Genomic DNA, 18,868 nt, shown 5'->3' on the forward strand with positions numbered 1-18,868 from the left:
ATGAGAATGGGACTGTTGAACGGAAAAATTGCGCTGGTAACCGGCGCCGGTTCAGGCATCGGCCGCGAAACCGCAATTCTGCTGGCGAAAGAAGGGGCGACGGTCGTTCTGACTGGACGCCGTCTCGATCCGCTGCGCGAGGTCGCGGAACTGATCGAGAAGAAAAAGGGCAAGGCCATCGCTCGCACGCTCGATATCGCCTCGCGCGATGCGATCTTCGACACGGTCAAGTCGATCGGCGAGGCCGTCGGTCCCATCGATATTCTGGTCAATAATGCCGGTTCCGCCAGCAAGGTGCTCAACGCCCGCTTCATCGACGAGGAGGAGTGGAACGCCACCATCAACGTCAATCTGACGGCCGTGTTCAACCTGACACAGGCGGTGCTGCCGGAGATGATCGCAAAGGGTGAAGGCGCCATCATTACCGTCTCTTCGCTTGCCGCCCTCAATCCCAATCTTCTGGGCGGCGTGGCCTATGGTGCGGCGAAGGCGGGCGTGAAGAACTTCATGACCTTCCTGCACAATACCTATCGCAACCAGGGTATCCGTGCGACGACCATCCTGCCGGGCGAGACGGATACGCCGATCATGAACAACCGCGCGCGGCCGCCTCTCAAGGAAGAACGCGCCGTGATGATGGATCCGCATGACGTCGCCCGCGCCATCCTGCTTTGCGCCAGCCTGAACAAAAGCGCGGTCATTCCGGAACTGCACATCTGCCCGACCCATATGCGTGACACTTCAAAGGATATCGAAGTCGCTCGCTGGGTGGGCGCGCCGGACGATACGCCGGATATGCCGAAAAAGAACTAGGGAGAGACGTCCATGAATGGAGCAAAGCTACGCGCCCGTCTTGCGGCGGGTGAAGCTATCAGCATGTTCACCCCGCACCATACGTCGTCGGGCCTTTCCGCCCGGCTGGTGGAACTGGGCGCGGACGCAATCTTCCTCGATTGCGAGCACGGCACATGGAGCTTCGAGGATGTGCGGGCGACCGGGCAGGTGGTGCGCTCCGTCGGTGGCGCTGCCATCGTGCGTCCGCATTCGCACGAGCGGCCGCTCATCATCCGCTACCTGAATGCCAGCGCGGACGGGATCATGGTGCCCATGGTCGGCAATGCCGACGAGGCCCGCGCGATTGTCGATGCGGTGCGTTACGCCCTGCCGTCGGATTATGAAAAGCGGCTCGTCATCGCCATGATCGAGACCGTCGATGCGGTCGACACTCTGGACGAGATGCTGACGGTCGAGGGTATCGACGTCTTCTTCATCGGTCCCGGCGATCTTTCGCAGGATATGGGCTATCCGCCCGCGCCGCCATTCGGTGAGCCGCGCCCGGAGGTGGTGATAGAAAAAGTCGCCATCGCTGTCGACAAGATACGCGCAGCCGGAAAAATCGCGGGAACGCTCGCGACATTGGAAGAAATGCCGCACTGGCGGGAGCGTGGCGTGCAATTCTTCTACGTCCATTCCGATCCGTTCCTGCGCCGTGGTCTCGCTGCGGTGAAGAAGGCGCTCGCCTGAGGCGGAGTATAGGATTTTCCGATTTAACGATGCCGCAAGCGAGGGCCTGAACCTTCAGGCCCTCGCCATGCCGTTAGAAATCCGCCGTGACGGGTCTCCACAAATGCTCCGGATCGAAGCCGTCGCAGCGCGCGATCACAATCCGGGTGCCGTTTTTAACGCGCCGCCGCAAAAGATCGGAACGGTCGGACTGCGCCCGAATCGAACCGTCATCCTGAAGCTTCTGCAGCATCGACCGCGAAAGCCCGAGTTCAGACGCCAGCAGACGGTCAAGGCGTATGCCGGTCTGAAACGGAACCGTGAGATCAATCTCCGCCATTGCCCAGTCGGGAGGTTCATCCCGGATCTGTTTCGCGATATCGAATTCGGGAAACTCGTCGACGCGCTGCGATTTACGTCTCAAGGCTTCGAGGTTGAAGGTCTCCGCCCTTATCCATTGCGGATCGTTGGACTGCAGCGCTTCGAGAACGGCAGGGCTTATGTCCCGGACATTCTGGCGCTCGAAAATCGGCCTGTTCCAGCTCTTGTCGCAGATTATGCATCTATAGATAAGCCAGGCATCCAGCTTGCGGCCATTGGCATTGAGCCGGATCTTGCCGCTGGCCTGAAATGCCCTCAGGCCGCCGCATCCGCTGCATGCAAGCCAGGGCTGGGGCGCCGTTCGTGGCGTAACGGTCCATTGGACCCGAAGTAAGTTGCACATAGTCTCTTGGTCTTCCATTCGGAAGTCCACCAAGATGGTGCAGGAGAAAACCCTTACGGGAACGGCATGGCGGTGTTCTGGGGTGGTGAAGAGCTGAGACAGCGGCGCTGCGCAGGGCACATTATAACAATGCCAGACCGGTCTCTTGCCACCACCCGATGAACATGATCATACGCCGACAGCCTGCGGCTATCCGGCAATACGGGTGAAACTGGATTGAGACCGGTATTTACTTAGGCAAAGTCTACCTCGATGCGCCAATGCTCTTCGGCGGCGACAGTAACAAACGATCGCTCCGAAACAGAGTCGTCCAGCGCGGCGAAGAGGCCGAAAGCCGTTACGATGCGACTTTTATGCAACGTCAGGTGATCCGCCCATTCTTTCCGGTTCGAACGACGCCACCGGATGGATATTGTCCCTCATAAAAAAATAATAGAAACAAATACTTATACAATAACGGCTTGTGGGTTTATTTCCGGAAAGAGGCGGTTTTGCGCCTGTTATCTGCGGCTGTCGGAAATGGAAGCATACGTCGGAGCGTCGCGTCCTTACGGATGAAATGGTGCCACAACGCCGCCGCCACATGAAGAAAGACGATAGCTGCGGCAAGGTAGGCGAGGGTGGCGTGAATCTCGCTCCAGAAGGCCTCCGCCTTGTCGGAAATCACCAGAGGCAATCCCGGTACGACCACGAGGTCGAAGACGTAACTGGGGATTTGTAGAGGCGAGGTCGACGCGACTGCCCAACCGGCGAGGGGGACGGCAAGCGTCAGGAACAGCAACGCGGCGTGAGCGGCCCGCGCGGCGAACCTCGCTGCCAGTCCATCACCTTCTAGAGCCTGCGGCTTTCTACTGAAAACAGACCACAGGAAACGCGGCACGGCGAGGGCCAGCACCAGAAATCCTATCGACTTGTGATATTGGAACAGGTCGAACTGAAGAACCGGGTCGATATTGTCGCGGCTCATCACGTATCCCAGCGCAAGCTGCGCTAGGAAAAGCACCGCGATTGTCCAGTGGAACGCGATTGCCAACAGTCCGTAGGATATGGACGTATTACGCCACGGCCGTTCCCGCGTCGTTGCGCTATCGGAATGATCCTCGAAGTATCTCATCGGCTAGCTCAATTGTTGATAGGTGTCTTTCGCGATGGCGTCCATACGGTCGGACGGCAGGTTGCCAACCAACGCACAGCGGATGGTTTCGTCGTCCCAGGAGATGGCCTCCAGCGAACCGAGGCTGGACCGCTGCATGGCGGTGTCGCTCGAATCGGCCGCAGCCACGATGTAAAGAGTGACGCGCTGCCCGCTTTTATCCTCATACATCAGCTGGGCGGCGGCGCCTTCGGAACTGGGAAGAACCCGGCCGCCGACAAGGGACAGACCGTGGCGGGTGAGATCGGGAATGTTCAGTTTGCGGTCCAGCCGCTTCGAAATCCATTTCGGCAGGCTGGAAGCATTCTCCGCATCGGCCCGGATTTCCACCGGATGCAGAACCTCGCTCGCAAACAGCTTATGCGCCTGCGTTGCATCCGCCACGATGGAGGGGGTCGGTTCCGCGACCTGCGACAACAGCCCGCGCCCGAACCAGCCGCCCGTCAACCCAACGGCCAGAATGAGGATAGATGCCGCCGCCATGTTACGCCAATCGGCGCGCTGTGACCGCAGACGTCGCTCAATGCGGTACACGTTGAGACGCTCGGGCAGGGCGTCGGTATCAAGAGGGCCGTAGAGAGCCGTCAGCGTCGCATTCTGCTGCTGCCACATCGCAACCTTGCGCGCATCGGTCGGATTGGAGGCGAGGTGGGCACGAACGGCGTCACGCCGTGGGTCTTCGAGCTGACCGTCGACATAAGAGATCAGATCGGCTTCGGTTATCTGCGGTTCGCTGCCGGTCATTTTATCACCTTGAGATTTGGCTGGTCTTCCTGGGTCATCCGGGCGAGAGCCGTTCGGGCCCGCCCGAGACGGGACATCAGCGTGCCCAGCGGAATTTCAAGAACATCTGCCGCTTCCGCATAACTGAGGCCCTCGACGACGACGAGGAGCAGGGCCTCGCGATGTTCGCCGGACAGTTTTTCAATGGCACGGGCCATTTCGGCAAGCGCAATCCGGCCCGTCTGCGCCGCCGGCACAAACAGCTGTTCCGCAACATCGTCGATCGGCACTTGCGAGGGCCGGCGATTTCGTCCGCGCAGATTGTTGCGGTAGACGTTGACGAGCACTCGGTACAACCACGGACGCAACGGTCCCTGCGGTTTCCACAGCGCCTTTTTACGGATGGCTCTTTCCAGACAGTCCTGGACGAGATCGTCAGCCGTGTCACGGTCATGCGTAAGCGCATTCGCGTAGCGGCGAAGCGCTGGTATGCAACTCGTCATCTCGTCCAGAAAATCCGGCATGGATACTATTCCTTGGCAATGTGCCAGACGCCGCCGACGCCATCGCCTGTGACATCGCCGGGCTTCCTGTCCATCTGCCAGCGATAGAGCGGCTTTCCGTCATGCGACCATTGCATCGTACCATCTTTGCGGGAGATTGGTTTATAGTCGCCATCCGCCTTGTCGGTTTTCGAGGCGGCGAGGGGCGGCCATTTCTTTGCGCAGCCGTCGTAGCAGACCGACGCGCCATTGGTATCCTTGTCGAATGTATAAAGGGTCATGCCCTTGGCGTCGGTCAGGATCGTGCCTTTGGCCGTTGCCTTTTCAACCACGGCGCCACCGGCATATGGTTCGGCGAGGGCGGCCGTGGCGGCAAGCGCCACAACGCCGGCCAGAATGAAATGATGTGCACGCATGACGATAGTCCTTTGAAGGGTAACGGATTGGACGATATGCCCGATATTAGACAAACACCCGCCCGCGGCACTTAATCCCACCGCCGCTCGATTTTTTGATGCCCCCTCGCTTTATCTGATGCCCTTCAAATCGATGTCGAATGCAACCGTATTCGAATAGAGCGGCACTCCGACACCCATGCCATAGGGCAGGCGTGCGACATTGCCGGTGACGTGGAAGGTGACGGATCCCTTCTGTTGTTCAACGAATGTCGCGTGAAACGTTTCGGGTCTGGATATGCCTCTGGCTGTCAATATGCCTTCAACCACAGCGCTGCGCGGTCCGTCCTGCGTAACGCGGCTGGAGCGAAACACGATCTGCGGATAAACGGCGATATTGAAAACCGCGCTGGATCGCAGGAAGTTTTCCACCCGTTCTTGCCCGGTCTGGACGCTGGAAGGGTTGAGACTGATTTCGACGTAAGATCTGGCCGGCTGGTCCGGGTCGATGTCGAAGCGGCCGGAAATATCAGGAATTGTGCCCTTGATCCCGGGACCGGCAACCTGCGCAATTGAGAAGCGGATGTGAGAGGCAGGATCGATACGATAGCGCCCGGCCGCCGACGAGAATGGACTGGCAGAGACCGGCGAACAAACCAATGTCAGGATAAGGAGAGTGATGGAGTGGAAATATTTCACGGCGCAAGCTCCTTGATGAGTAGTCGCACTCAGGAGAACACCACAGGAAGAGGTTTAATCCGCACCACGCCGGCAGATCCTCAAAATCCCGCCCATAGGGGAAGACCAACTTTGACTGTGTGCCGAAAAAACACCCGTCAGGGAGATGGCGCCAATCCACAAACAATAATCGCATAAGATAGATTATGGAACTTATTTGATCCTGTAGTTCCAGATTTGTGCGGCTATTGCTGGTTACATACGTCGCCGCACGATCAAGCCATGGCAGGTTCAACACCTCGAAAGCCCGTGAATATCTTCTCCCGCCACAATCGAACTGATCATATGGTTCCGGAATTGAAAAGCACGAAGCGTTGAACCGAACCCAGCCCGTCAGATTGATTTTAGCGAAACACGTTTCTCAAGTTCATCTGCCAACTCTTTGCGTTCGCTATATCTATCTTTGAGATAGCTGGAAGCGCCACGCGTCAGCAGCGTGAATTTCACCAGTTCCTCGCAGACATCCACGACCCGGTCATAATAGGATGACGGCTTCATCCGGCCTTCCGCGTCGAATTCCTGATACGCCCTTGCCACCGAGGACTGGTTGGGAATGGTGATCATCCGCATCCATCGGCCGAGAATTCGCATCTGGTTCACGGCGTTGAAGGACTGGCTGCCGCCGGACACTTCCATGACAGCGAGCGTCTTGCCCTGTGTCGGCCGTACAGAACCGATTGCAAGAGGAATCCAGTCGATCTGCGACTTCATGATGCCGGTCATTGCGCCATGACGTTCCGGGCTTACCCAGACCTGTCCTTCCGACCATTCGGAAAGTTCACGCAGTTCCTGCACCTTGGCATGGCTGGCCGGCGCTTCATCGGGCAAAGGCAGGCCCTTCGGATCGAATATCCGAACCTCGCAACCGAGCCGTTCGAGCAGCCGCCCAGCCTCGAATGCCAGCAGACGGCTATAGGACACCTCGCGCAGCGAGCCATAAAGGATCAGGATGCGCGGTTTATGGGTCGAAAACGCCGGACGCAGAGCCTCTGGGTCAATGCTGTGCAGGTGATGCGCCTGCAACGCGGGAAACCTGTCAGACAATGCGCTTTCCTTCATTATCGAGGACCTGCTCGCCATCCTCCTTGAAGAACGGCCCTTTGAAAGTGTCCGGCAGAATATCCAGTACGGCCTCTGAAGGACGGGCGAGCCTGGTGCCGAGCGGTGTCACGACAAAGGGACGATTGATCAGGATCGGCGTTTCCATCATCGCATCGAGCAACTGGTCGTCCGTCAGGTCCGGATTGTCGAGACCGAGCTCGGCATAGGGCGTCCCCTTCTCGCGCATGGCTTCGCGCACCGTCAGGCCCGCATCTGCAATCATTCTTGAAAGCTTTTCGCGTGTCGGCGGTTCCCGCAGATATTCGATTACGGTCGGTTCAATCCCTGCCGCGCGGATCAGCGCCAGCGTGTTGCGCGACGTCCCGCAGGACGGGTTGTGATAGATGGTGGCGTCCATGGTCACTGCCTTTCGGTCATTATGGTTCGGGAAACGGCGGGTGCAGCCTCATACCAGCCCTTCGAGCGGTTCACGATCCAGACGACCGAAAGCATGACCGGAACTTCGATGAGGACGCCGACAACGGTTGCCAGCGCCGCACCTGACTGAAAGCCGAACAGGCTGATGGCGGCCGCGACCGCGAGTTCGAAGAAGTTGCTGGCGCCTATCAGTGCGGAAGGCCCGGCGACGCAATGGCGTTCACCCGTCATGCGGTTCAGGAGGTAGGCAAGCCCCGAATTCAGATAGACCTGGATGAGGATGGGAATGGCGAGCAGGCCGATGATGGCCGGCTGGGCGATGATTTGCTCGCCCTGAAAGGCGAAGAGAAGAATGAGTGTCGCGAGCAGCGCCGTCAGAGAAACCGGCTGCAGCTTTGCGAGAACGCAATCCAGCATCCGTAATGTTCCGTCAGTCATGAGCCGATGCCTGATCAGCTGCGCAAGGATGACCGGAACGACAATATAGAGCGCAACGGAGAGAACAAGCGTATCCCAGGGCACGGTAATGGCGGAAAGGCCGAGCAGCAGGCCGACGACGGGAGCAAAGGCCACGACCATGATCGCATCGTTGAGCGCGACCTGCGACAGCGTAAACAGCGGCTCACCCCGTGTAAGGTTGCTCCAGACGAAGACCATGGCGGTGCATGGAGCCGCAGCAAGGATGATCAACCCGGCGACATAGGAATCGATCTCACCAGCCGGAAGATAAGGTCGGAACAGCCAGCCGATGAAAAACCAGCCGAGCAGCGCCATCGAGAAAGGCTTGACGGCCCAGTTTATGAACAACGTCACGCCAATGCCGCGCCAGAACATGCCGACCTGCGAAAGAGACCGGAAATCGATCTTGAGCAGCATCGGAATGATCATCAGCCAGATCAGGATCGCGACCGGAATGTTCACTTTGGCGATCTCGGCCGCAGCGATGAGCTGAAAGACGCCGGGCATCAAATGGCCGAGCGCGACACCGGCGACGATGCACAGAAACACCCAGACGGTCAGATATCGTTCGAACAAGGACATCAGGCCGACTTTCCTTCAGGATTGGTGGTTCCATCCAATGCACCGATCTGTCGAAGCCGGGCTTCCAGCGCCATTCGATCGATGGATTGCAGGGGCAGGCTGACGAAAGCCACGATCCTGTTCTTGAGGAAACGCGCGGCCTGCGCGAAGGCGCGCTGAACCTCGATCTCCGAGCCGACCGCAGCGGCGGGATCCTCTATCCCCCAATGGGCCGTCATCGGATGGCCGATCCAGACTGGACAGGCTTCGCCGGCGGCGCTGTCGCAAACCGTGAAGATAAAATCCATCCGTGGCGCATCAGGCCCGGCAAACACGTCCCAGCTTTTCGAGATGAGCCCGCTGGTAGGATACCCCAGCACCGCCAGTTCCTTCAGGGCGTGAGGATTTACCTCTCCCTTCGGCCGGCTGCCGGCGGAATAGGCATTGAACCTCCCCTCACCTTCCTTGGCGAGAATGGATTCGGCAAGAATGGAGCGAGCGGAATTGCCCGTGCACAGAAAGAGCACGTTATAGATCTTGTCGGTCATGGTTTCGGTCCGTGGTTAGATCGGTGGTCTGGCAAGCCCCACGATCGAAGCAGAAGAGATGGCGGACACCAGCCCGGCGGGTTCATGACGACTTTGCCTGCGGGCTGCAGCAGGGTGTCAGTTCTGCAATCAAAGGCGCGCAAAGCTCGGTCGAACCACCGCAGCAATCCTTCAGCAGAAACAGGGTCAGCAGACGCAACCCGTCAAGATCGGCGCGATAGATGATAGACCGGCTCTGCCGCTCACTCTTGACCAGACCGGCCCGGGAAAGCGTGGCGAGATGCGCCGACATCGTGTTCTGGGGAACGTCGACAAGACGCGCAAGCTCACCGGCCGGAATGCCATCCGGCTCGTGGCGCACGAGTAGCCGGAAGGTCTCCAGTCGGGTAGATTGGGCGAGCGCGCCAAGCGCGGTTATTGCACTACTGTTATCCATATATCCAGAATAATGGATATATTGAATGTGTCAAGTGACGGATATCGTCATGGTCGACAGGCCGGGCGAAGAAATTCCCCTCGCCCTGCCCTGAAAGCGCTTGAACCAGCTTCGCGTCATAAAGCCACGACACGACCGTCCTTGAGACCGCAATCCGGTTTTCGGGACTATTCGGTACGGGCCTATGCCCCAGCCGTTACCGGCGTCGGACATCGTCCGGCTTCATCCGCTGCATTGGAATATTGCCGTGCCGCCAGGAAGCGGCCGATGATCAGATGCATCATATCGGCTTCTTTCAGGGGCCGGAAATCGGGATCGACCGCCAGACGCGAGAAAACACCGTCGATCAATGCGGCGATCCAGGTGGCGGCGCGCTCGGCGTCGAGATTGGCGTCGATCTGTCCCCGCTCCATTCCCTTGCGCACGAGATCGGCGATGCCTGCGCGAATTTCCTGGTCGGCGGTGCGCACAAGCGCATGAATGGCTGGATTGCGAATGGCTTCGGAAGCGATTTCCAATACCAGCCGGGCATAGGTCGGATTGGTCGCAAGCTCCAGCGAGGCGTCGACGAAACCCAAAATCGCACCGAACTTATCGTCCGCCGCGCCGAGTGCGGTGAAATAGTCGGCGGTTTCCCGTCGCTCTTCGGCAACGATCGTTTCGATGATCGCTTCCTTGCTGTCGAAATAATGGAAGAGATTGCCGGAGCTCATGCCGACCGCCGCGCAAATCTGCGCCGTGGTGGTCTGGTGAAAGCCGTTTTGCGCGAAGCAGGTAATGGCGGCTTCGAGAATCTGCTGCCGCTTGGCTTCATGCTTGGCTGGATCCAGCTTGCGGGCCATGATTGCTCCCATAAATTAATTGAGCACTTAGTCCATTAATTATATCATGATTGCCTGTCAATCCGCCTTACCCGTAAAAGGCGAATTGGGAGCGGAGAAGCACCCGCCCGAACCGGATTTTCGGCTGCCAGGCGTATACTGCGGCACAGGAGCGGGTTTGATTGCGTCTCGAAGGAACAGGTGGCCGCCCGCTCATGGCGGCGATTTCGCCAGCGCGCGTGCGGCCGGGCTGAAGAAAACCCAGAACACCAGCAGGCAGAGCGTGGCGCTGAGCCCCCACAAGAACCAGACGGCGCCGGCGGCTTCCAGACCGAAACCGGCGATCAGCACGGCAAGCGGGGTCGCCATCATCGCAATCGCCGCCGTGGTTCCAAGCACGCTGCCGCGGATCGCGGCCGGCGCGCGTTTCAGAAACATCGCATTGGCGAGCGGGCCGAGCGCCCCGGTGGAAAGGCCGATCAGGGCGGCCGCGATGAGCAGCAAGGGACCGCTCTGAAGGAAAGCGATGAGACCGATGGAAAACGTCGCGCCGGATATGCCGGCGAGCAGCACGGCCCGGCTGTTCCACGAGTGGCCGCGAATGGCGAAAACCACCGCAGACAAAGCCGCCCCGGCCCCAGAGACCGAAAGAAACAGCCCGAGATCGAGGACATCCGCTCCGCTGGCCTTGAACAGCACCGGCAGGACAACGGCGTTGAGCGCCCCGAAAACCGCCGGCATCACCATGGCGACGACAAGCAGAAGACGCAGAAGCGGCTCCGTCAGCAGAAAGCGCAGACCCGCAAATGTCGCATCGCCGCTATCCGCACCGGCGGACTTGCGCCTATGGCGCGGCAAACAGATCGCGCCGATCATAGCGGCGAGCAGCGAACAGGCCGCCGTGATCATCAAGGCATATTCCATCCCGAAAGCGGCAATGGCGATGCCCGCGACCGGCGGGCCGAAAATCATCGCCGCATTTTCGAGCAACTCATCTATCGAGGTGACCCGCTCGATCGGCATCCGGGCGATGCGGGCAAGTTCCGGCACCCTTGCATCATGGGCGATCATGCCCGGGCCGTCGAGCAGCGCCCCGACCACGATCAGGCCGAGCAGAAGGCTGATATCCATCTGCCCCGCCATCATGAGAAAGGGTATGGCCGCGATACTCATGGCGCTGGCGAGATCGGCGGTGACCGCAACGATGCGCGAACCGAAACGGTCGACGACAGGGCCACCGCAGAAAGCGCCGATAACCAGCGGTATCATGCCAGCCGCCGCCGCTATCCCTGTCCATGCGGCATTGCCGGTCAGGGACAGCACGATCCACGGCAACGCAACGGCCGCCACCGCATTGCCGAAAAGCGACAGGCCTCCGGCAAGGATCACTCCATAAAGCGGCGCACGGCGATGCGGAAGACCGAGCCCGCGAAACCCGGCCCCCGAAACCGTTTCGAGTTCACCGCAGGACGTCGCAAGAGGCATCGTCTCAACCGTGCTGCTGTCTGAAGGCATCGCACTCTCCAAGTTTCACCGGCTCCCGGCGCTGCCGGTAAGGATGAAGGCAGTAAAATATCTGGCCACTCGGGCTTCGGGACCGGACAGGTGCGAACATGTCCCACCTTGCCTTCCCCGACTGGCTATTTCCGACTTGGTATTTCATTAATTAAGCAGTCAGTCTATTTATTGCGGCGAATGTTTTTTTGTCAAGCGGGCGCTGAGAAAAATGACATGACGGCGAAAAATGCCGTGCGGGATCACATGTTCAGTGCCGCCGGATGTTGGGTAAAAAGCTGACTTTGGTGGAGTTGTTGTGCATCACATACGCGACAAATTGGCTCCCGGGCCGGAGTCGCTCCTCCGCCCTCGTTCCTGTGTCGGTCGCAGAAATCCGGCCGACGCGCGTCTGCGCGGCGAAAAGACCGTTCCCGGCCAAGGATTAAAACCAGGAAATGAAGATTATAAAAATATAATTATATCAATACATAAAACAGATAATCTAATGTAATTTCAAAACTCACCTGACGCCTCCCGGCGTCTCAAATCCAGTTCTTCGCTATAGCGCCTCAGCGTATGGCTTTCGGTAAGCAATCCGACAGGGCGATTTTCGATCTTGTCATTGACTACAACCAGCGCTTCGCTCTCCGCCGCATCGAAGGCTGCCGCCGCCTGACGGGCATTCATGGTCGGCAGCAACACATCGTTCTTGTATTGCAGATAGGTTTCGAGGCTGATCTTGCTGGGGTCGCGATCCATCGGGTCGGCGTAGATTTCCGGCACCAGGACGATGCCGGCATAACGCCCGTCATCATGGGTCATGATTACCCGTTGCGTCGAACCGAGCGGGAACTTCTCCTTGAAGGCCGGAAGCCCCATGCTGACATTGGCCTTGCGGATATCGGCGCGCATCATCCTGCCGACCGTCAGATCGCGGATCCAGCCGATATCGTGGGCGCTGCGAATGCTCTCGCCCCGCAGGTGAAAACGCCAGGTGGCGAAGGAGTAACCGAAGGTGGTGCGCACCACGAGCGAAGTGGTGATGACAGCGGCAAGCACCAGCGCCGTGATCTGGAAGTCGCCAGTCAGTTCCAGCGCCAGAAACGTCATCGTCAGCGGACCGCCGATAATGGCGGCGGCAAAGGCGCTCATGCCGATCACGGCATAGACGATAGGCGCTGTCGAGCCATAACCGATATAGGGTGCGCAGAGTGCGAAAATCTTGCCGAGCAGCGAGCCCATGAACAGCGACGCGAAAAACAGGCCACCACGGAAATTCGAACCGATGGAAATAGCGCTCGCCGCCGCTTTCAGCAGGAACAGCCCGGCTACCCCGTATATCGTTAGTTCGGCATCGATATTGAGATGCAGCGCGCCATGGCCGCTCGACAGCACCTGCGGTGAAATCAGCGCGAGCCCGCCAACCGCCACGCCGCCGATGGCAGGACGCAGCCAGCCCGGAATGGCGCTTTTGCGTGCGGTTTCTTCGATGAAGGACACCGCCTGCATCAGCACGATGCCGATGGCCGCACATACGACGCCGAGAAAGATGGCGGGCACATAATCCGCCGGTGTTACACGGCTGGCATCGACAATATCGATCGAGATGCCATGGCCGCCGATAATCCCGATGACCGTCGTCGCCACCAGTGCCGAGACGATGAGCGGCGCAAGCGTCACAACGGTATAGGTGCCGATGATGAGTTCGATGGCGTAGAACGCCCCGGTCAGCGGCGCGTTGAAGGCCGCAGCAATCGCGCCCGCCGCACCGCAACCGACAAGGATACGCATGTCCCCTCGCCGCAGTTTCAGCTTGATGCCGATCTTCGAGGCGACGCCGCTGGCGATCTGGGTGTAACCGGCCTCAAGCCCGACGGATGCGCCAAAACCGTTGGAGACGATATTCTGCACACAGACAATGATGCTGTCCGTCAGCGACAGCCGGCCGCCGTGCAGCGCATTCGCCTCGATGGGGTCGACCATGGGTTTCTTGCGGGTCTTCGAAAGAACGAAGATGATCAGCCCGAGCACGATGCCGCCGATGATCGGGCCGGCAAGCACGATCCGTCCGGAAAGATCGCTGCTGCTCAGCCGCTCGACGCCGAAAACCAGCATATGCAACGCCGTGCTCAAGGCGCCGATCAACGCCACCAGAAGGCCGGCCGCAATGCCGATGAAGACGGCAAGGAGCACCAGTCCCAGTTCGCCGCGCCGGAACATCGCCCGCAGGCGACTGGCGCGCAGATTGTCGAAGAAGCTCGCCATACTGGGTGCACGGAAAGGCTTGGTCGACATGCTGTTCCTTTTCAGGCGGCGTCAGGCTGATTCGATCTCGATCTCGAAACGCATCTGATCATAAGCCGGTTCGACATGATCAGGCGTTTCCCGCATCACCGTCTCATAATCGAGCGGAATATGCATGTGGGTCAAGATCGCCCTTTTAGGTGCGAATCTTTCGATCCAGCCAAGCGCCTGTTCCAGTGAAAGATGGCTGGGGTGATAACGGTGCTGCAGCGCGTCGATGACGAGGACATCGAGACCGGCAAGCTTCGGCAGGCTTTCTGCCGGAAAATCGCTGACATCGGTGCAATAGGCGACGTCACCAATACGGAAGCCCAGCGAATGCACATCGCCATGCTGCTGCATATGCACGTTGAATGGGATCGGCCCGCCTGCCCCATCAATGATCAGCGCCGCGTCGATATCGGCGATGATCCGCGGTTCGACGATGGGCGGATAGCTGCTGCCCGGCGGGGTCTCCAGGCAATAGGCGAAACCGTCCTTTATCCGCGCCATGGTAATGGGATCGGCATAGATCGGAATGCGGTTTTGCTGAAGGGCGAAATAGATGCGCAGATCGTCGATACCGTGCAGATGGTCGGCATGGGCGTGGGTGTAAAGCACCGCATCCACCGCCTCCACCTTCGCCGCGATCATCTGTTCGCGAAAATCCGGGCCTGTGTCGATGACGACAGTCGTCCTGCCGCCATCCGGGCCGATCTGCTCCACCATGAAGGCCGTTCGCGTGCGCCGGTTCTTCGGGTTTTCGGGATCGCAGGCGCCCCAGTCGCCGTTGATGCGCGGCACGCCGGGCGACGACGCGCAACCGAGAACCGTGAAGCGACGACGGTAGATTGCCACATCTACACCCTTGTCATCTTGGAAAAGCAGCGGAAGGCGTTTTCGGTGGTGATTTCGGCCATGCGCTCATAAGAAACACCATGCACCTCGGCCAGAACCTCAGCGGTATTGACCACGTAGGACGGCTCGTTGCGCTTTCCCCGCCAGCGCTTCGGCGCAAGATAGGGCGCGTCCGTTTCCACCAGCAGCCGGTCCAGCGGCACGGTGGCGGCGATATCGCGGATATCCTGCGATTTCGGGAAGGTCAGAATGCCGGAAAAGGACACATAACCGCCAAGCTCGACACCGGTTTTCGCCAACTCGGGACCGGCGGAAAAGCAGTGCAGGATGAAGGGGAATGGTCCCTTTCCGCTTTCGGCGCGCAAAATAGCAGCCATGTCGTCATCGGCGCTTCGGCTGTGAATGACAAGCGGCAGCTTCGTTCGTCTTGCGGCCTCTATGTGGCGAATGAGGCCGGTCTTCTGGTCTTCCGGCTTCTGCGTATCGTAGAAATAATCCAGACCCGCCTCGCCGATCGCCACGATCTTGCCGTGGCTTTCCGCCAGCCGCACAAGCTCGTCGGCGGAGATATCCAGTTCCTCATCGGCATTGTTCGGATGCGTGCCGACCGAACAGAAGACCGACGGATATTTTTCCGCGATCTTCAAAAGTTCGGGCAGCCGGCGCACCCGGGTCGAAATCGTCACCATCTGGCTCACACCCGAAGCATGGGCGCGGGCGATGATATCGTCGCGCTCAGCCTCGAAATCGGGAAAATCCAGATGGCAATGCGTATCGATCAGCATGGGTCTGGCCTTCACGCTTCCGGTGCGACGTAACGCGGGAAGACCGGCTTCGGCGCCTCAAGCGGCGTGCCCGGAACCAGACGGCCCGCTTCGCCGAGTGCGGCAAAATCACGTTTGTCGGCAGGTGCCGCAACGAGATCGAGCAGCTTCTCACAGGATTCCGGCATGAAGGGCTGCAGGAGAATGCCGATCTGGCGCACCACTTCCGCCGTAACGTAAAGCACGGTGCCCATGCGCTCGGGATCGGTCTTCTTCAGCGCCCACGGCTCCTGAGAGGCGAAATAGCGGTCGGTTTCCGAGACGACGGCGATGATGGCCGCAAGCGCGCGGTGGATGAGCTGCTTGCCCATCTCCTCGCGGCAGAGCGCCAGCAGCCCGTCGGCGGAGCCAAGCATCGCCTTATCTTCTTCGGTGAACTCACCGGGCGTCGGGATCTGGCCATCGCAATTCTTGACGATCATCGACAGCGAACGGCTGGCGAGATTGCCGATACCGTTGGCAAGATCGGCATTGATGCGGGTGGCGATGCCCTCTTCGCTATAGCTGCCGTCCTGGCCGAAGGAGACTTCGCGCAGGAAGAAATAACGGACCTGATCGAGACCGAAATGGTTCACCAGATTGGCGGGATCGACGACGTTACCGAGCGACTTCGACATCTTCTCGCCCTTGTTGAGCAGGAAGCCATGCGCATAGACCCGCTTGGGCAACGGCAGCTTCGCGCTCATCAGGAACGCCGGCCAATAGACGGCATGGAAGCGGATGATATCCTTGCCGATGATATGCACGTCGGCGGGCCAATATTTGGCGCGCGGGCCGTTCCTGTCTTCGATGTAACCCGTGGCGGTGAGGTAGTTGGTCAGCGCATCGACCCAGACATACATGACGTGCTTCGGATCGTTCGGAACCTTGATGCCCCAGTCGAAGGTGGTGCGGGAAATCGACAGGTCTTTCAGACCGGATTTGACGAAGGAGATGATTTCGTTGCGGCGTTCTGCCGGGCCGATGAACTCCGGGTTCTCCTCATAGAGCTTCAGCAGCTTGTCCTGATATTCGGAGAGCTTGAAGAAGTAGCTTTCCTCCTCCACCCACTCGACCGGCGTGCCCTGCGGCCCGTAACGAACGCCGTCAGCGCGCACTTCCGTCTCGTCCTCGGCATAATAGGCCTCGTCGCGCACGGAATACCAGCCTGCATAGCTGTCCTTGTAGATGTCGCCGCTGTCGGCCATCAGGTTCCAGATATTGCGCGAGGTCTCGTGGTGACGTTCTTCCGTGGTGCGGATGAAATCGTCGTTCGAGGCGTTGAGCAGCTTGCCCATCGCGCGGAACTGGTCGGAATTGCGCGCAGCCAGGTCTTCCGGCGAAATGCCTTCCGCCCGCGCCGTCTGCTGCATCTTCTGGCCGTGTTCGTCGGTGCCTGTCAGGAAGAACACATCCATTCCATCCAGGCGCTGAAAGCGTGCCATGGCGTCCGTCGCAATCAACTCATAGGCATGACCGATATGCGGCTTGCCGTTAGGATAGGAGATCGCGGTGGTGATGTAGAATGGTGTCTTGTCTGTCATGACGGTCTATCGACTTTACAGGCTGTTTTTTGGATAGACCGCTCTTAAACCATTGTTCGCAGCAGCGAAACAACAACTTCCCCATTTCGGGTATGATTCCTGATCCCCGCACCTAAACCGAGCGAATATCCTCCAGAATGGAAAGCACCATCTGCTTCTTGTCGAGATTATATGCCTGCGCCACGGTGATGCGTTCCGAGAGCGCCGAGGAAAGCCGTGCATGTTTCTCCGCCGCCGCGATATCGCCCGCCATCGCCGCCGCCCTTGCGCGCTCCATCAGCTCTTCCGTCACATGCTCCATGAAGAAGCCGAGAACGATGTCGCCGTCCTTCTGTGCCAGAACCTCGGCGAGCTTGTGCATCCGCTTGCGCACGCCAGGTCCCTCAGCCGCCATGACCTCCGCAAAGGCCTCGACAATGTCGGAGCCGCCGTAATTCATCAGCTTCAACGCCTGCGCCACGCTGCCCTTGGAGGCGGCAAGCAGGGCATCGCGTTTTTCGCCGGATGGGCTGATGCCGAGATGGTCGAGGGACTGCACCATCGCTGCATCGGAAAGCGGCAGGAGCCTCAACGGCATGCAGCGTGAGCGGATGGTCGGCAGCAATTTTCCCGGCGCGTGCGAGAGAACGAGGAACATCGCCCGTTTCGGCGGCTCCTCCAGTATTTTGAGGATCGCATTCGCGGCGTTGCGATTGAGATCGTCGGCGGGGTCGATGATGACGATACGCCAGTTGCCGGTGCCCGATGTCTGCGAAAAGAAGTGCCCTGCCCGCCGCACCTCGTCCACCGTAATGGCGGATTTCACACGGCCTGTCTTTTCATCCACCGGACGGGTCAGATGCAGCAGATTATGAGAGGCGCCTGCGGTAATCTGCCGGCTGACCAGCGATTGCGGATCGGGATCGGCGAGAAAATCCGGCGCCAGCGACGGATCGGGATGGCTGAGCACATGATTGGCGAAACGGAAGGCAAGCGTCGCCTTGCCGATCCCCTCCGGCCCTTCGATCAGAATGGCATGATGGCCCTTGCCGGAGCGATAGGACTGCGCGAGGAAGGCTTCCGCTTCCTCATGTCCGAAAAGCTTCGTGTTCTGCTGCGGCGCAATCGCACCGTCGAGAACGCCCTGAACCTCACTCATGCGCCGCGCCCGTTGCTGTTTTCAGCTGTTCGAGCAAAGGCTCGACGAAGGAAATGACATCCTCCGCCACTTTTTCTTCCGGCTGGTCGGCGTTGACGATCCGGCAACGACGCGGCTCGGCGAGCGCGATATCCAGATAGGCCTCACGCCGCTTCTCGTGGGTCTCGATTTCCTCTTTTTCGAACCGGTCCGGCGCAGCGCCTTCATCCGCGCGCTTTCTGGCGCGGGCGAGCCCCTTTTCGGCGGCGATATCGAAAATCAGCGTCAGTTCCGGCACGACGCCGTCAATCGCGATGCGTTGCAGTGTCTCGATGAAATCCGGCTCCAGATTGCCGGTCGTGCCCTGATAGACACGGGACGAATCGAGGAACCGGTCGCAAAGCACGATCTCGCCGCGCGCAAGCGCCGGGCGAATGACCTCTTCGACATGGTCGTTGCGCGCCGCCGCAAACAGGATCGCTTCCATGCGCACCCCGAAGGATTCCGCCGCACCCGAGAGCAGAACATGCCGAACGGCCTCCGCACCCGGCGAGCCGCCCGGCTCACGCGTCACAACCACCTCGAAACCACGGCCGCGAAGCGCCTCGGCAAGCGTGCGAATCTGCGTCGACTTGCCGGCGCCTTCGCCGCCTTCGAAGCTGATGAACAATCCGGTCTTTTCGGCCAATGTCACGTCCTGCACGGGTTTCCTCGAATTCGAAA

Annotated in this window: 21 protein-coding genes; 2 read left to right on the forward strand and 19 right to left on the reverse strand. The window is 59.5% G+C overall.

Going from position 1 to position 18,868, the window contains the following annotated elements; all coding sequences use genetic code 11:
- Window positions 1-6 precede the first annotated feature (6 nt).
- The gene (locus I3J13_RS01735) at window positions 7-813 is read left to right on the forward strand and encodes an SDR family oxidoreductase (RefSeq protein WP_196377815.1); all 807 of its coding nucleotides are present in this window, start codon (window positions 7-9) and stop codon (window positions 811-813) included.
- Window positions 814-825: 12 nt separating this feature from the next.
- Window positions 826-1,524, forward strand: a complete 699-nt coding sequence (locus I3J13_RS01740; protein ID WP_196377816.1) for an HpcH/HpaI aldolase family protein — start codon at window positions 826-828, stop codon at window positions 1,522-1,524.
- Window positions 1,525-1,597: 73 nt separating this feature from the next.
- Here I3J13_RS01740 and I3J13_RS01745 read toward each other — a convergent pair whose 3' ends face one another.
- From I3J13_RS01745 to tmk, 19 genes are all read right to left on the reverse strand, one after another.
- Complete coding sequence (locus I3J13_RS01745; protein WP_196377817.1) at window positions 1,598-2,347, reverse strand: DUF1062 domain-containing protein; 750 nt, start codon at window positions 2,345-2,347, stop codon at window positions 1,598-1,600.
- A gap of 349 nt (window positions 2,348-2,696) precedes the next feature.
- Entirely contained in the window at window positions 2,697-3,341 is a 645-nt protein-coding gene (locus tag I3J13_RS01750; protein WP_196377818.1) for a cytochrome b, read from the reverse strand.
- A gap of 3 nt (window positions 3,342-3,344) precedes the next feature.
- On the reverse strand, window positions 3,345-4,124 hold the full coding sequence (locus I3J13_RS01755; RefSeq protein ID WP_196377819.1) for an anti-sigma factor family protein: 780 nt from the start codon (window positions 4,122-4,124) through the stop codon (window positions 3,345-3,347).
- Complete coding sequence (locus I3J13_RS01760; protein ID WP_035217313.1) at window positions 4,121-4,627, reverse strand: sigma-70 family RNA polymerase sigma factor; 507 nt, start codon at window positions 4,625-4,627, stop codon at window positions 4,121-4,123. The genes I3J13_RS01755 and I3J13_RS01760 overlap by 4 nt, the downstream gene beginning before the upstream one ends.
- Before the next feature lie 5 nt (window positions 4,628-4,632).
- The gene (locus I3J13_RS01765) at window positions 4,633-5,022 is read right to left on the reverse strand and encodes a COG4315 family predicted lipoprotein (RefSeq protein WP_196377820.1); all 390 of its coding nucleotides are present in this window, start codon (window positions 5,020-5,022) and stop codon (window positions 4,633-4,635) included.
- A gap of 111 nt (window positions 5,023-5,133) precedes the next feature.
- The gene (locus I3J13_RS01770; RefSeq protein WP_196377821.1) at window positions 5,134-5,700 is read right to left on the reverse strand and encodes a YceI family protein; all 567 of its coding nucleotides are present in this window, start codon (window positions 5,698-5,700) and stop codon (window positions 5,134-5,136) included.
- A 372-nt stretch (window positions 5,701-6,072) separates the two neighbouring features.
- Entirely contained in the window at window positions 6,073-6,801 is a 729-nt protein-coding gene (gene arsH / locus I3J13_RS01775; protein WP_338081630.1) for an arsenical resistance protein ArsH, read from the reverse strand.
- The gene (gene arsC / locus I3J13_RS01780) at window positions 6,776-7,198 is read right to left on the reverse strand and encodes an arsenate reductase (glutaredoxin) (protein WP_196377823.1); all 423 of its coding nucleotides are present in this window, start codon (window positions 7,196-7,198) and stop codon (window positions 6,776-6,778) included. The genes arsH and arsC overlap by 26 nt, the downstream gene beginning before the upstream one ends.
- Window positions 7,199-7,200: 2 nt before the next feature.
- On the reverse strand, window positions 7,201-8,259 hold the full coding sequence (gene arsB / locus I3J13_RS01785; protein ID WP_196377824.1) for an ACR3 family arsenite efflux transporter: 1,059 nt from the start codon (window positions 8,257-8,259) through the stop codon (window positions 7,201-7,203).
- Window positions 8,259-8,786 carry an arsenate reductase ArsC gene (locus I3J13_RS01790; protein WP_196377825.1) on the reverse strand — a complete coding sequence of 176 codons (528 nt, stop codon included), beginning with the start codon at window positions 8,784-8,786 and terminating at the stop codon, window positions 8,259-8,261. The genes arsB and I3J13_RS01790 overlap by 1 nt, the downstream gene beginning before the upstream one ends.
- 82 nt (window positions 8,787-8,868) lie before the next feature.
- Window positions 8,869-9,222, reverse strand: coding sequence for an ArsR/SmtB family transcription factor (locus I3J13_RS01795; protein WP_142779182.1), 354 nt, complete (start codon window positions 9,220-9,222; stop codon window positions 8,869-8,871).
- Between the two features lie 182 nt (window positions 9,223-9,404).
- On the reverse strand, window positions 9,405-10,064 hold the full coding sequence (locus I3J13_RS01800; RefSeq protein ID WP_196377826.1) for a TetR/AcrR family transcriptional regulator: 660 nt from the start codon (window positions 10,062-10,064) through the stop codon (window positions 9,405-9,407).
- A 192-nt stretch (window positions 10,065-10,256) separates the two neighbouring features.
- On the reverse strand, window positions 10,257-11,558 hold the full coding sequence (locus tag I3J13_RS01805; RefSeq protein WP_196377827.1) for an MFS transporter: 1,302 nt from the start codon (window positions 11,556-11,558) through the stop codon (window positions 10,257-10,259).
- A 495-nt stretch (window positions 11,559-12,053) separates the two neighbouring features.
- A complete protein-coding gene (locus I3J13_RS01810; protein WP_420867938.1) occupies window positions 12,054-13,835 on the reverse strand; it encodes a chloride channel protein in 1,782 nt (593 codons plus the stop codon).
- A gap of 21 nt (window positions 13,836-13,856) precedes the next feature.
- Complete coding sequence (locus tag I3J13_RS01815; protein ID WP_196377828.1) at window positions 13,857-14,681, reverse strand: MBL fold metallo-hydrolase; 825 nt, start codon at window positions 14,679-14,681, stop codon at window positions 13,857-13,859.
- 2 nt (window positions 14,682-14,683) lie between these two features.
- Entirely contained in the window at window positions 14,684-15,466 is a 783-nt protein-coding gene (locus tag I3J13_RS01820; RefSeq protein WP_196377829.1) for a TatD family hydrolase, read from the reverse strand.
- Window positions 15,467-15,477: 11 nt separating this feature from the next.
- Window positions 15,478-17,028, reverse strand: coding sequence for a methionine--tRNA ligase (metG, locus tag I3J13_RS01825; protein WP_196377830.1), 1,551 nt, complete (start codon window positions 17,026-17,028; stop codon window positions 15,478-15,480).
- 112 nt (window positions 17,029-17,140) lie between these two features.
- Window positions 17,141-18,166: a DNA polymerase III subunit delta' gene (locus I3J13_RS01830; RefSeq protein WP_196377831.1), complete on the reverse strand. Its 1,026-nt coding sequence runs from the start codon at window positions 18,164-18,166 to the stop codon at window positions 17,141-17,143.
- Window positions 18,159-18,833 carry a dTMP kinase gene (tmk, locus tag I3J13_RS01835; RefSeq protein ID WP_196377832.1) on the reverse strand — a complete coding sequence of 225 codons (675 nt, stop codon included), beginning with the start codon at window positions 18,831-18,833 and terminating at the stop codon, window positions 18,159-18,161. Before tmk ends, I3J13_RS01830 begins: the two co-directional genes overlap by 8 nt.
- Between the last annotated feature and the right edge of the window lie 35 nt (window positions 18,834-18,868).

This window comes from Agrobacterium leguminum, from assembly GCF_015704895.1.
GTDB classification, from domain to species: Bacteria; Pseudomonadota; Alphaproteobacteria; order Rhizobiales; family Rhizobiaceae; genus Agrobacterium; species Agrobacterium leguminum.

Coding starts and splice junctions, on each gene's coding strand:
- I3J13_RS01750 (WP_196377818.1), bottom strand. CDS start 3,341: ATGAGATACTTCGAGGATCATTCCGATAGCGCAACGACGCGGGAACGG.
- I3J13_RS01765 (WP_196377820.1), bottom strand. CDS start 5,022: ATGCGTGCACATCATTTCATTCTGGCCGGCGTTGTGGCGCTTGCCGCC.
- I3J13_RS01740 (WP_196377816.1), top strand. CDS start 826: ATGAATGGAGCAAAGCTACGCGCCCGTCTTGCGGCGGGTGAAGCTATC.
- I3J13_RS01795 (WP_142779182.1), bottom strand. CDS start 9,222: ATGGATAACAGTAGTGCAATAACCGCGCTTGGCGCGCTCGCCCAATCT.
- I3J13_RS01735 (WP_196377815.1), top strand. CDS start 7: ATGGGACTGTTGAACGGAAAAATTGCGCTGGTAACCGGCGCCGGTTCA.
- arsC (WP_196377823.1), bottom strand. CDS start 7,198: ATGGACGCCACCATCTATCACAACCCGTCCTGCGGGACGTCGCGCAAC.
- I3J13_RS01820 (WP_196377829.1), bottom strand. CDS start 15,466: ATGCTGATCGATACGCATTGCCATCTGGATTTTCCCGATTTCGAGGCT.
- I3J13_RS01755 (WP_196377819.1), bottom strand. CDS start 4,124: ATGACCGGCAGCGAACCGCAGATAACCGAAGCCGATCTGATCTCTTAT.
- I3J13_RS01805 (WP_196377827.1), bottom strand. CDS start 11,558: ATGCCTTCAGACAGCAGCACGGTTGAGACGATGCCTCTTGCGACGTCC.
- arsB (WP_196377824.1), bottom strand. CDS start 8,259: ATGTCCTTGTTCGAACGATATCTGACCGTCTGGGTGTTTCTGTGCATC.
- I3J13_RS01790 (WP_196377825.1), bottom strand. CDS start 8,786: ATGACCGACAAGATCTATAACGTGCTCTTTCTGTGCACGGGCAATTCC.
- I3J13_RS01830 (WP_196377831.1), bottom strand. CDS start 18,166: ATGAGTGAGGTTCAGGGCGTTCTCGACGGTGCGATTGCGCCGCAGCAG.
- I3J13_RS01800 (WP_196377826.1), bottom strand. CDS start 10,064: ATGGCCCGCAAGCTGGATCCAGCCAAGCATGAAGCCAAGCGGCAGCAG.
- I3J13_RS01760 (WP_035217313.1), bottom strand. CDS start 4,627: ATGCCGGATTTTCTGGACGAGATGACGAGTTGCATACCAGCGCTTCGC.
- I3J13_RS01810 (WP_420867938.1), bottom strand. CDS start 13,835: ATGTCGACCAAGCCTTTCCGTGCACCCAGTATGGCGAGCTTCTTCGAC.
- metG (WP_196377830.1), bottom strand. CDS start 17,028: ATGACAGACAAGACACCATTCTACATCACCACCGCGATCTCCTATCCT.